Source organism: Streptomyces sp. NPDC001889, from assembly GCF_053594535.1.
This window is the reverse complement of record NZ_JBSFER010000045.1, coordinates 1-11927: the sequence shown is the minus strand read 5'-3', so window position 1 is coordinate 11927 and position 11927 is coordinate 1. Positions and strand designations below refer to the sequence as shown.

The 11927-nt window shown below is 72.9% G+C and carries 12 protein-coding genes; 10 read left to right on the top strand and 2 right to left on the bottom strand.

Annotated elements, in window-relative coordinates; translation table 11 throughout:
* Positions 1-60 precede the first annotated feature (60 nt).
* Complete coding sequence (locus ACWCRA_RS34100; protein WP_351546483.1) at positions 61-294, bottom strand: Lrp/AsnC family transcriptional regulator; 234 nt, start codon at positions 292-294, stop codon at positions 61-63.
* 373 nt (positions 295-667) lie between these two features.
* Here ACWCRA_RS34100 and ACWCRA_RS34095 point away from each other — a divergent pair, with 373 nt between their 5' ends.
* Positions 668-1633, top strand: a complete 966-nt coding sequence (locus ACWCRA_RS34095; RefSeq protein WP_351546480.1) for a thiamine-phosphate kinase — start codon at positions 668-670, stop codon at positions 1631-1633.
* Entirely contained in the window at positions 1630-2433 is an 804-nt protein-coding gene (gene thiD / locus ACWCRA_RS34090) for a bifunctional hydroxymethylpyrimidine kinase/phosphomethylpyrimidine kinase (RefSeq protein WP_351546477.1), read from the top strand. Before ACWCRA_RS34095 ends, thiD begins: the two co-directional genes overlap by 4 nt.
* 127 nt (positions 2434-2560) lie before the next feature.
* On the opposite strand, the gene rpmB is transcribed toward thiD, so the two are convergent.
* Positions 2561-2746 (bottom strand): 50S ribosomal protein L28, encoded by a 186-nt coding sequence (gene rpmB / locus ACWCRA_RS34085; RefSeq protein WP_003957616.1) that lies wholly within the window; start codon positions 2744-2746, stop codon positions 2561-2563.
* Between the two features lie 151 nt (positions 2747-2897).
* Between rpmB and ACWCRA_RS34080 the strand changes: the two genes are divergently transcribed.
* The 8 genes from ACWCRA_RS34080 (at position 2898) to rnc (ending at position 11747) form a co-directional block, all read left to right on the top strand.
* Complete coding sequence (locus tag ACWCRA_RS34080; RefSeq protein ID WP_451069377.1) at positions 2898-4631, top strand: DAK2 domain-containing protein; 1734 nt, start codon at positions 2898-2900, stop codon at positions 4629-4631.
* A 378-nt stretch (positions 4632-5009) separates the two neighbouring features.
* Positions 5010-7202: an ATP-dependent DNA helicase RecG gene (gene recG, locus ACWCRA_RS34075; RefSeq protein ID WP_451069376.1), complete on the top strand. Its 2193-nt coding sequence runs from the start codon at positions 5010-5012 to the stop codon at positions 7200-7202.
* A gap of 131 nt (positions 7203-7333) precedes the next feature.
* Positions 7334-7936 carry a 16S rRNA (guanine(966)-N(2))-methyltransferase RsmD gene (rsmD, locus tag ACWCRA_RS34070; protein ID WP_351546469.1) on the top strand — a complete coding sequence of 201 codons (603 nt, stop codon included), beginning with the start codon at positions 7334-7336 and terminating at the stop codon, positions 7934-7936.
* A gap of 26 nt (positions 7937-7962) precedes the next feature.
* Positions 7963-8442 (top strand): pantetheine-phosphate adenylyltransferase, encoded by a 480-nt coding sequence (gene coaD / locus ACWCRA_RS34065; RefSeq protein ID WP_351546467.1) that lies wholly within the window; start codon positions 7963-7965, stop codon positions 8440-8442.
* Between the two features lie 149 nt (positions 8443-8591).
* Positions 8592-9752, top strand: a complete 1161-nt coding sequence (locus tag ACWCRA_RS34060; protein ID WP_351546465.1) for an ATP synthase F0 subunit B — start codon at positions 8592-8594, stop codon at positions 9750-9752.
* 183 nt (positions 9753-9935) lie between these two features.
* A complete protein-coding gene (locus ACWCRA_RS34055) occupies positions 9936-10583 on the top strand; it encodes a YceD family protein (protein ID WP_351546547.1) in 648 nt (215 codons plus the stop codon).
* Between the two features lie 2 nt (positions 10584-10585).
* Complete coding sequence (gene rpmF / locus ACWCRA_RS34050) at positions 10586-10759, top strand: 50S ribosomal protein L32 (RefSeq protein WP_043229344.1); 174 nt, start codon at positions 10586-10588, stop codon at positions 10757-10759.
* 19 nt (positions 10760-10778) lie between these two features.
* Positions 10779-11747 (top strand): ribonuclease III, encoded by a 969-nt coding sequence (rnc, locus tag ACWCRA_RS34045; RefSeq protein ID WP_351546461.1) that lies wholly within the window; start codon positions 10779-10781, stop codon positions 11745-11747.
* Positions 11748-11927 lie beyond the last annotated feature (180 nt).

Genomic DNA, 11927 nt, shown 5'->3' with positions numbered 1-11927 from the left:
GCCCCGGCCGAACGGAACGGGGAACGGCCGGGGATGTCACCGGCCCGGTGCGGACGGGGGCTACAGGTGGACGACCGGGCAGGTGAGAGTGCGGGTGATGCCCTCCACCTGCTGCACTTTGGCCACCACCAGCCGGCCCAGGGCGTCGACCGTATCGGCCTGGGCACGCACAATGACGTCATAAGGGCCGGTCACGTCCTCGGCCTGGATCACTCCCGGAATCTTTCCGATGGTCTCGGCGACGGTCGACGCCTTGCCCACCTCGGTCTGAATCAGGATGTACGCCTGTACCACGGAACCTCCAGGGCGGCCCGGGGATCGACTCCCCTACCGTCGGTGGGGAGAGCCCGGGGGGAGAGAAAGGGACGCCACGGTATCGCGTCGCCGCGCGCCACGGGGAGACCCGCGCGCCGGGCGGCGCCGGTGTGTGGTCCGAGGGTGTGCGCCGGGTGGCACCCCGGCGGGCGGATTCCGGCCGGGCACCGTCCTGGCGTGCGGTTCTTCGCCGGATTCCGGTCCGGCAGGCGGTTTCCGGCCGGGCTCCGGTCCGGCGTGCGGTTCTTCGCCGGGCGGTGGCCCGGTGGGCGGTTCTTCGCCGGACTCCGGTCCGGTGGGCGGTTCCCGGCCGGGCGGCGGCCCGGCGGGACGACGGAGAGGTGAGACTCGGGTGAAGGGCACTGTGGGCGAGTTGGGGGAGTTCGGGCTCATCAGAGAGCTGACCTCCCGTCTCACCTCCACCCCCGCGGTCCGGATCGGACCCGGCGACGACGCCGCGGTCGTGTCCGCGCCCGACCGCAGGGTCGTGGCGAGCACGGACATCCTCCTGGAGGGCCGGCACTTCCGGCGCGACTGGTCCACGGCGTACGACGTCGGCCGCAAGGCCGCCGCCCAGAACCTCGCCGACATCGCGGCCATGGGCGCCGTCCCCACCGCGCTCCTCCTCGGCCTCGTCGTCCCCGCCGAACTCCCCGTCACCTGGGCCACCGAACTCATGGACGGCATCCGCGACGAGTGCCAGGTCGCCGGCGCGGCCGTGGTCGGCGGCGATGTGGTGCGCGGCGAACTGATCACCCTCGCCATCACCGCCCTCGGCGATCTGCGCAACCACGACCCCGTCACCCGGGACGGCGCACAGCCCGGCGATGTCGTCGCCTACACCGGCTGGCTCGGCTGGTCCGCCGCCGGGCACGCCGTGCTCTCCCGGGGATTCCGCTCCCCGCGCGCCTTCGTCGAGGCCCACCGCCGCCCCGAGCCGCCCTACCACGCGGGCCCCGCGGCGGCCGGGCTCGGCGCCACCGCCATGTGCGACATCAGCGACGGACTCATCGCCGATCTCGGCCATATCGCCGAGGCCAGCAAGGTCCGGATCGATCTGCGCTCGGGAACCATCGACATTCCCAGCCAGATGTACGACATCGGCCAGGCCGTCGGCGTCGACCCGCTCCAGTGGGTGCTGACCGGGGGAGAGGACCACGCCATCGTCGCCACCTTCCCCCGCGACGCCAAACTGCCCGCCCGCTGGAAGGTCATCGGAGAGGTGCTCCACCCCTCCGCGCTGCCCCAGGTCACTGTCGACGGCGCGCCCTGGCACAGCAAGGGCGGCTGGGACCACTTCGGCCCCTCGGAGGGATGATCGTGAAACTGCCTCTCGTACTCACCGTCGCCGGATCGGACTCCGGCGGCGGCGCCGGAGTCCAGGCCGACCTCAAGACCATGCTCGCGCTCGGTACGCACGGCATGAGCGTGATCGCCGCCGTCACCGCGCAGAACTCCCTCGGCGTCCAGGGCTACTGGGAACTGCCCGAGGAAGCGGTGCGCGCCCAGTACCGCAGCGTCGTGGACGACATCGGCGTCCAGGCCGTGAAGACGGGGATGCTGGCGTCGGCCCCCCTCGTGGAGACCGTCGCGGAACTGCTCGCGGACACCGACGCGCCCGTCGTGGTCGACCCCGTGGGCGTCTCCAAGCACGGCGACTCGCTGCTGGCCGCCTCCGCACTCGCCTCCGTACGCCGGAAACTGCTGCCGACCGCGACCCTCGCCACCCCCAACCTGGACGAGGTGACCCAGCTCACCGGGGTGGAGGTCACCGACGAGGCAGGGCTGCGCCGCGCCGCCGGCGCCATGCTCGACCTGGGGCCGCGCTGGGTGCTGATCAAGGGCGGGCATCTGCCGGGCGACGCGGTGGACCTGCTCAGCGACGGCACCGACGAGCACTGGCTGCGGGCCCCGCGCCACGACAACCGGCACACCCACGGCACGGGCTGCACCCTCGCCTCGGCGGTCGCCGCCGGGCTCGCGAAGGGGCTCACGGTGCCCGCGGCCGTCACCGCCGCGAAGGAGTACGTGACCGGGGCGATAGCCGCCGGTTTCGCCCTGGGCCGGGGGATCGGGCCGGTCGACCACGGCTGGCGCTTCCGTCAGCCCCTGACCTGACCTGACCGGCCGTCCCGGTCTCCGGGTACGGCAGAAAGCCGGTCCACCGAGGTGGACCGGCTTTCAAGGCAACCGCAGGGGCTGCGCTACGACGAGAACATCCCCACTCGCGTGGGGATCTTCACCTTTAGCGCGAGACCTTGCCGGCCTTGATGCACGAGGTGCAGACGTTGAGCCGCTTCGGCGTCCGACCGACCACTGCACGCACACGCTGGATGTTCGGGTTCCAGCGACGAGACGTACGGCGGTGCGAGTGCGAAATGTTGTTGCCGAAGCCCGGCCCCTTGCCGCAGACGTCGCAGTTGGCAGCCACGGGTCACTCCAAAGACTTCAGATGCACTTACAGTGAATTCCGGCGTGCCGGAAATCAGAAGCTGATTCGTTGGCCTGCCGGGGGAATGGCCCGATTCTCATCGGGCAACCGGAGCAGCATACAACGACTGCATCCGCAGTACGAAACTACCATGGTTGCCGCCGCCCCCTCCCCGCTCCCCGCCCCGAGGACGGGGTCTACCCTGCGGTGCGACCCGCCGCCCACGGCCCCGATCCGGCCGAACCCGCCCGCCCGGCTGCTCAAGGAGGACCACCAGGTGCCGCAGAATCTCGACGCCGCAGCGGTACGGATCTGGTGCGCGCGCGCACTGGACGCGCTGGGCCGGGAGCGCGAGGAGATCGACGCGATCAATGTCTATCCCATCGCGGACGGTGACACCGGGACCAATCTCTATCTGACCGTCGAGTCCGCCGCCCAGGCCGTGGAGGCCGTCTTCGCCGCCCATGAGACCGGGAGCACCCGGCCCGCCACAGCCGACGCGGTGCGGGCCATGGCACACGGCGCGCTCATCGGGGCGCGCGGGAACTCCGGGACGATCCTCGCGCAACTGCTGCGCGGGATGGCCGAGCGGATCGGCGCGGGCGACCACCTCGCCGGGGCGCTGCGGCGGGCCGCCGCGCTCGCCAGGGAGGCGGTGGCGCACCCGGTGGAGGGCACCATCCTGACCGTGGCCTCCGCCGCGGCGGACGCGGCCGGGCGGGCCGGCGACCCCGGGAGCGGCGCCGCCGCGGCCCGGGCCGCCTACGACGGCGCCCGGATCGCGCTGGACGCCACCCCCGGCCAGCTCGCCGTCCTCGGGCGCGCGGGCGTCGTGGACGCCGGCGGGCGGGGGCTGCTGGCCGTGCTCGGGGCGCTGGTCGAGGCGGTCTCGGGGGAGGCGCCCGCGCGGGTCCCCGCACCCGCCGTCCGGGTCCCCGGCGCCGTCGGGCGGGAGTGCGCCGCCGCCGAGGGGCCCGCCTTCGAGGTGATCTACCTCCTGGAGGCGACGGACGAGGCCGTGGCCGTGCTGAGGTCCCGGCTGGACGCGCTGGGGGAGTCGCTGGTCGTCGTCGGCGGGGACGGGCTGTGGAACGTGCACGTCCATGCCGACGACGCCGGGGCGGCCGTCGAGGCGGGGGTGGAGGCGGGGCGGCCCCACCGCATCCGCGTCACGCACTTCGCCGGGGCGCACCCCGCCGAGCCCCTTCCGGCGCCCGTGCAGCGCGCGGTCGTCGTGGTCGTCCCGGGGGAGGGGCTCGCCGAGGTCTGCGCGGAGGCCGGCGCGACCACGGTCCTCGCCCGGCCCGGGGAGCCGCCCGCCAGCGGGGAGCTCGTCGACGCGATCCGGCGCGCGCACGCCCGGGAGGTGGTGCTGCTGCCGAACTCCGCCGAGCTGCGGCACACCGCCGCAGCTGCGGCCGAGCAGGCCCGGACGGAGGGGATGCGGGTCGCCCTCATCCCCACCCGGGCCGCCGTCCAGGGCATCGCGGCGCTGGCGGTGCACGAGCCGGAGCGCCGCTTCGACGAGGACGTGGTGGCGATGACGGCGGCGGCGGGGGCGACGCGGTACGCGGAGCTGGTGGTGGCGGAGCGGCAGTCGTGGACGTCGGCGGGGGTGTGCCAGGCGGGGGATGTGCTCGGTCTGATGGACGGGGATGTCGCGGTCATCGGGACGGACCTCGCCGCGACGGCGACGGCGGTGCTGGACCGGATGCTGGCGGCCGGGGGTGAGCTGGTCACCCTGGTCCTCGGCGACACCCTCCCGGACGCCGCCGGCTTCCCCGCCCGCCTCGAACACCACGTCCGCGACAGGTACCTGGCCGTGGACACCCTCGTCTACCGGGGCGGCCGGGGGGCGGCGCTGCTGCTGATCGGAGTGGAGTAGGGGGTGGGGTGCCCTGGGGCGCGGGGGGCTCCCGTGGCGCGGGCCGGGGTCCGGTGCGGGGGCCTGTGGCGCGTGGGCTCTCGTGGTGCGGGCCCGGGGGCGCTCCGGGTGGTACCGGGGCTCATGATTTACGGCGCTTTCCAGCCCCTGTCCAGCGCGGCCCCAAAGCGCCACACATCACGTTCCACGCCCCGGCACCCCCCTGCGCGTCCCCGCTCTCCCCACTCCCCGGCCCGTCGGGGCAAAATCAGCCTCGCCGGCGTTTGAGGCGCGGGGGTTCGGGGGCAGGCCCCCGACGAGGGCCCGCGCCTCGCGGTCGCACAGCCATGACCAGCGGAATCTCACAGATCACGACGGTTGTCAGTGGAGTGGTGTGCAATGGTTCGCGTGCCCGTGCTCGATGAACCCCTGAAAGACCCGCTGAAGACGACCCTCGGCCCCGCCACCGCCAAGGTCCTCGCCGAGCAGCTCGATCTCCACACCGTCGGCGACCTCCTCCACCACTACCCCCGGCGGTACGAGGAGCGGGGTCAGCTCACCCGGCTCTCCGAGCTGCCGCTCGACGAGGATGTGACGGTGGTGGCGCAGGTCGCCGACGCCCGGGTGCACACCTTCAACGGCGGGCGGGGCAAGCGCCTGGAGATCACCATCACCGACGGCACCGGCCGCCTCCAGCTGGTCTTCTTCGGCCGGGGTGTCCACAAGCCGCAGAAGGATCTGCTGCCGGGCAGCCGGGCGATGTTCGCCGGCCGGGTGTCGGTGTTCAACCGCAAGCTCCAGCTCGCCCACCCGTCGTACGCCGGACTCGGCGGCGAGGACGACACGGTGGAGGTCGGCTCCTGGGCCGGCGCCCTCATCCCCATCTACCCCGCGTGCAAGGGCATGGAGTCCTGGAAGATCGCCAAGGCGGTCGACGCGGTGCTGCCCCGGGCGGCGGAGGCCGTCGACCCGCTGCCGCCGGCGCTGCGGGAGGGCCGAGGCCTCGTCCCGCTGCCCGAGGCGCTGCTCAAGGTCCACCGCCCGCACACCAGGGCCGACATCGAGGACGCCAGGGCACGCCTGAAGTGGGACGAGGCCTTCGTTCTCCAGGTCGCGCTGGCCCGGCGGCGGTTCGCCGAGACCCAGCTGCCCGCCGTCGCCCGCCGCCCCGTCCCCGGCCGTGTCCTCGACGCCTTCGACGCCCGGCTTCCTTTCACTCTGACCGAGGGCCAGCGGAAGGTCACCGGGGAGATCCTCGCCGACCTCGCCACCGAACACCCCATGCACCGGCTGCTCCAGGGCGAGGTCGGCTCCGGCAAGACCCTGGTCGCCCTCCGCGCCATGCTCACCGTGGTGGACGCCGGCGGTCAGGCGGCGATGCTCGCGCCCACCGAGGTCCTCGCCCAGCAGCACCACCGCTCCATCGTGGAGATGATGGGCGATCTGGCCGAGGGCGGCACCCTCGGGGGCGCGGAGCACGCCACCAAGGTGGTGCTGCTCACCGGGTCGATGGGGGCCGCCGCGCGGCGCGTGGCCCTGCTCGACCTGGTCACCGGCGAGGCGGGCATCGTGATCGGCACCCATGCCCTGATCGAGGACAAGGTGCGGTTCCACGATCTGGGCCTGGTCGTCGTCGACGAACAGCACCGCTTCGGCGTGGAGCAGCGCGACGCCCTGCGCTCCAAGGGCAAGCAGCCCCCGCACCTCCTGGTGATGACCGCCACCCCCATCCCGAGGACGGTCGCGATGACCGTCTTCGGCGATCTGGAGACCTCGGTCCTGGACCAGCTCCCGGCGGGGCGCTCCCCGATCGCCAGCCATGTGGTGCCCGCCCAGGACAAACCGCACTTCCTGGCGCGCGCCTGGGAGCGGGTCCGTGAGGAGGTGGACAAGGGCCACCAGGCCTATGTGGTCTGCCCCCGCATCGGGGACGACGAGGACGAGAAGCCGAAGAAGACCGACGACGGCTCGGGGAAGCGCCCCCCGCTCGCCGTGCTCGACGTCGCCGGGGAGCTGACCCGGGGACCCCTCGCCGGGCTGCGCGTCGAGGTGCTCCACGGCCGGATGCACCCCGACGACAAGGACGCGGTGATGCGCCGCTTCGCCGCGGGCGAGGTGGATGTCCTGGTCGCCACCACCGTCATCGAGGTCGGGGTCAATGTGCCCAACGCCACCGCGATGGTGATCATGGACGCCGACCGCTTCGGCGTCTCGCAGCTGCACCAGCTCCGCGGCCGGGTGGGCCGGGGCTCGGCCCCCGGGCTCTGTCTGCTGGTCACGGAGATGCCGGAGGCGTCCCCCGCCCGGGCCCGCCTCGGCGCGGTCGCCGCCACGCTCGACGGCTTCGAGCTGTCCCGGATCGACCTGGAGCAGCGGCGCGAGGGCGATGTGCTCGGCCAGGCCCAGTCCGGTGTCCGCTCCTCCCTGCGGATGCTCGCCGTCATCGAGGACGAGGAGATCATCGCCGCCGCCCGCGAGGAGGCCGCCCGGGTCGTCCGCGAGGACCCCGCCCTGGAGCGCTCGCCCGGGCTGCGCCTCGCGCTCGACGCCCTGCTGGACCGCGAGCGGGAGCAGTATCTCGACAAGGGATGAGGGGGATCGCGCTCCGCCGGGGCCGGGAAACCCCGGCGAGCCCGCCCCGGGGCGAGCTGAGAGACTGATCCGCGAGGGCCCGGCGCCGATCCACCGGACCCGACCGCCCCTCTCACCCCAGAAGGACCGAGATGACCCGCGTGATCGCCGGTGCGGCCGGCGGACGCCGCCTCGCCGTCCCGCCCGGCACCGGCACCCGCCCCACGTCCGACCGCGCTCGCGAGGGCCTCTTCTCCAGCTGGGAGGCGCTGCTCGGCACGCTCGACGGCGTCCGGGTCGCCGATCTCTACGCGGGCTCCGGAGCGGTCGGCCTGGAGGCGCTCTCCCGGGGCGCCTCCCACGCCCTGCTCGTGGAGGCGGACGCCCGCGCCGCCCGCACCGTCCGGGAGAACGTCCGCGCGCTCGGTCTGCCCGGCGCCGAGGTCCGTACCGGCAGGGCCGAACAGATCGTGGCGGGACCGGCCCCCGCCGACCCCTTCGACGTGGTCTTCCTCGATCCGCCGTACGCCGTCACGGACGATGATCTTCGGGAGATCCTGCTCACACTCCGCACCCAGGGCTGGCTCACGGGCGATGCGCTGGCCACCGTGGAACGCAGCACCAGAGGCGGCACCTTCAGCTGGCCACCGGGTTTCGAGCCACTGCGCTCCCGTCGCTACGGCGAGGGAACGTTTTGGTACGGTCGCGCCGCCTCTGTCTGCGACGAGGCATCTATGTGCGAAGACGCCCCATGAACGGGCCGGAGAGCGAGGGACTTCCAGTGCGCCGCGCAGTCTGTCCGGGGTCGTTCGACCCCATCACCAACGGACATCTCGACATCATCGCCCGCGCCTCCAAGCTGTACGACGTCGTCCACGTCGCGGTGATGATCAACCAGTCGAAGAAGGGCCTGTTCACCGTCGACGAGCGGATGGACCTGATCCGCCGGGTGACCGCCGAGTACGAGAATGTGACCGTCGAGTCCCACCACGGGCTGCTGGTCGACTTCTGCAAGGAGCGGGACATCCCCGCCATCGTCAAGGGCCTGCGGGCGGTCAGCGACTTCGACTACGAACTCCAGATGGCCCAGATGAACAACGGCCTCTCGGGCGTGGAGACCCTCTTCGTCCCCACCAACCCCACCTACAGCTTCCTCTCCTCCAGTCTGGTCAAGGAGGTCGCCGCCTGGGGCGGGGACGTCTCCCATCTGCTCCCGCCGGCCGTCCACGAGGCGCTCATCGACCGGCTCACCGACAAATGACCCGCTGACCTCGGGGGACACCGGACGCCGGCGGCTGATGGCCCGTCAAACGGTGTCGGAGGGCGGCTCACTCGCCGTACAGTCTTCCCGTCCGTCCCCTGACGCGGCGGACGCGGCGCAGAGGCATCAGGCAGGAGTGGCGGACCACGGTGGACGTGCAGAAGAAGCTCGATGAGATCGTCCAGGCGATCGGGAGCGCCCGCTCCATGCCCATGTCGGCGTCCTGCGTGGTCAACCGCGCCGATCTGCTCGCCGGCCTCGAAGAGGTGCGCGCGGCGCTCCCCGGGTCGCTCGCGCAGGCCCAGGAGCTGATCGGGGACCGGGAGCAGCTGGTCGCCCGGGCCCGCCACGAGGCCGAGCGGATCATCGAGAGCGCCCACGCCGAGCGCGGCTCGCTGATCTCCAGCACCCAGGTCGCCCGGCAGTCCCAGGACGAGGCCGACCGCATCCTCTCCGACGCCCGGCGCGAGGCCGAGGAGATCAGGGCCGAGGCGGACGACTACGTCGACTCCAAGCTCGCCAACTTCGAGGTCGTCCTCACCAAGACCATCGGCTCGGTCGACCGGGGCCGGGAGAAGCTGCTCGGCCGGGGCCCGGGGCTCACCCCGGACGGCTACCCCGACCCGGACGCCCCCGAGTACAGCGCCGACCCGCAGACCCTGATCCACCGCGCCGACGAGTACGTGGACGCCAAGCTCGGCGCGTTCGAGGCGGTGCTCTCCAAGACCCTGGAGGCGGTCGGCCGGGGCCGGCAGAAGCTCCAGGGGCGGACCACCGGTGACGCCCTGGGCGAGCACATGGCGGCCCAGGACGCGGCGGGCAGCACCCGGCGCCACTCCAGTGACGCGGAGTATCTGGCCGGTCTCGCCGAGCTGGCCGACCCGGAGCCGCGCCAGTCCCGCGTACCCCACCCGCCCCAGCCGGCCCCGCCGCTGCGGCTCCCGGAGCAGGCCCCGCCGCCGCTGCCCGTCCATGAGCCGCACGCCCAGCCCCACGCCCAGCCGCTGCCGGCCGCGCAGCCGCACATCCCGGCCCAGCACGACCCCTTCGCCGACTATCAGCCACAGCAGGCGTACGCGCAGTACCCGCAGGACCCGCCGCAGGACCCCTACGCCGCCTACCAGCAGCAGGAGTACGGCGGGCAGTACGCGCAGCCCGATCCCTACGCCCCGTACCCGGACGCCTCCGGGCAGAGCGGCGGGCCGCAGCAGCCCGGCCCGCAGGGGGCGGCGGCGCTGGACGAGACCAGCCTCTTCGACACCAGCATGATCGACCTCGACCAGCTCCGCCGCTATGAGCAGGGCCACTGAGGCCATGAGCCGGGAGGCCGGTCCGGGGGCGGTCCGGGGCCGGATTGGGTCTATCGCCCGCCGTCCAGTATCCTGGCTCTTCGGTCGCCCGTAGTGACGCGATCCAGGCTGTCCGCCTCCCCCGCAGTGCGGGGACGGCAGCCCCTCTCCCCCCGGCAGCACGATCCGAAAGCAGGAAGAGCCCTGAACGCCCGCCTCGACCACCGAAACCCCCTCGTGTTCGACACGCACGAGCTGGGCCGGCGTCCCGGCGCGCTCCAGCGGCTGTCCCGCACGGTCCCGGCACCCGGTTCGCCGGCCGCCTTCGGGATCGAGGACGTCATCGTCGTGCCGGACGGCGAGAGTGTCGAGCTGGACCTCCGCCTGGAGTCGGTCATGGAAGGGGTGCTTGTCACAGGCACCGCCCGTGCGTCGGCCGAGGGGGAGTGCGTAAGGTGTCTGGAGCCGCTGCGCCTCGATGTCGTGGCGGACTTCCAGGAGATGTTCACGTACCCCGACGCCGACGACCGGGGCCGCGGCCGAGCCGCGGAGCCCGGCGACGACGCCGAGGACGAGGACATCCTCCCTCTCGAGGACGGCATGTTCGACCTCGAACCAGTGCTGCGTGATGCGGTGGTGCTCGCACTGCCGATGCAGCCGGTGTGCCGGGAGGACTGCGCCGGACTCTGCGCTCAGTGCGGAATCAGGCTGGACGACGACCCGGACCACCACCATGATGCCGTCGACATCCGTTGGGCGGCATTGCAAGGACTCGCCGAAACCGTCAAGGACGGCGAGAAGGACAACATGGGCGGCGCCGAAGCGGGCGTCGACGAGAAGCAGGAGAAGTAGCCGTGGCTGTTCCGAAGCGGAAGATGTCGCGCAGCAACACGCGCCACCGCCGGTCGCAGTGGAAGGCTGCGGTCCCCACCCTGGTTTCGTGCGAGCGTTGCCAGGAGCCCAAGCTGCAGCACATCGCGTGCCCTAGCTGTGGCACCTACAACAAGCGCCAGGTCCTCGCGGTCTGAGCGGCTGGTGAGAGGCCCGATGTCTGAGCTGTCCAATGCCAAGAAGCAGGAAGACGCCGGCAAAACAGTCAACGCAGCCTCGTCCCACACGCTTCTGGAAGGGCGGCTCGGGTATCAGCTCGAGGCCGCCCTTCTGGTGCGTGCGCTGACCCACCGTTCCTACGCGTACGAGAACGGCGGCCTGCCCACCAACGAGCGCCTGGAGTTCCTCGGGGACTCCGTGCTCGGACTGGTGGTCACCGACACCCTCTACCGCACCCACCCCGATCTGCCGGAAGGCCAGCTGGCCAAATTGCGGGCCGCGGTGGTCAACTCGCGTGCGCTGGCCGAGGTCGGCCGCGGGCTGGAACTGGGCCTCTTCATCCGGCTCGGCCGGGGCGAAGAGGGCACGGGCGGCCGGGACAAGGCGTCCATCCTCGCCGACACCCTGGAAGCGGTGATCGGCGCGGTCTATCTCGACCAGGGTCTCGAAGCGGCGTCGGAGCTGGTGCACCGCCTCTTCGATCCACTGATCGAGAAATCGTCGAACCTCGGTGCGGGCCTGGACTGGAAGACCAGCCTCCAGGAACTCACCGCGGCCGAGGGACTCGGGGTCCCGGAGTATCTCGTCACGGAGACGGGTCCGGACCACGAGAAGACCTTCACCGCTGCCGCCCGCGTCGGTGGTGTCTCGTACGGCACCGGCACCGGCCGCAGCAAGAAGGAAGCGGAACAGCAGGCGGCGGAGTCCGCGTGGCGGGAGATCCGTGCCGCCGCGGACCGGCGCGCCGAGGCCGAGAGGGCAGGGGCGGCGGCAGAAGCCGAAGCCGCGAACGTGGCGGAAGCCGCGGCCCGGGCCGAGGTCTCGGAGCAGGACCCGGCGGAGCCGGCCCCCGTGGCCGGCCCCGGCGGCAACGGCACCGGTTCCGTGTCCGCCTCCCCGGAGGTGCCCGCCGGCACCCCCGCGGACGCCGGACCCCAGGAGCAGGCGGACCGGGCCACGGCCTGATCCGTCACCCGCACCACCGGCCCCGCGCCACCGGACCCGTCCGGAGGCGCGGGGCCACCGCTCTTTGCCCCCCCCCCCCCCCCCCCCGGCCCCCGCCCCCGCGGCCCCCCCCCCCCGGCGCGGAAGGATGGTCCGACCCCGCCGGGGGTGCTGGGCGGGGGAGCCCGGTGAAAATAACGG

What these genes read in the sequence shown, in the direction of transcription:
- thiD (WP_351546477.1), top strand. Translation starts at nt 1,630, where the DNA reads ATGATCGTGAAACTGCCTCTCGTACTCACCGTCGCCGGATCGGACTCC.
- ACWCRA_RS34080 (WP_451069377.1), top strand. Translation starts at nt 2,898, where the DNA reads ATGGTTGCCGCCGCCCCCTCCCCGCTCCCCGCCCCGAGGACGGGGTCT.
- recG (WP_451069376.1), top strand. Translation starts at nt 5,010, where the DNA reads ATGGTTCGCGTGCCCGTGCTCGATGAACCCCTGAAAGACCCGCTGAAG.
- rsmD (WP_351546469.1), top strand. Translation starts at nt 7,334, where the DNA reads ATGACCCGCGTGATCGCCGGTGCGGCCGGCGGACGCCGCCTCGCCGTC.
- rnc (WP_351546461.1), top strand. Translation starts at nt 10,779, where the DNA reads ATGTCTGAGCTGTCCAATGCCAAGAAGCAGGAAGACGCCGGCAAAACA.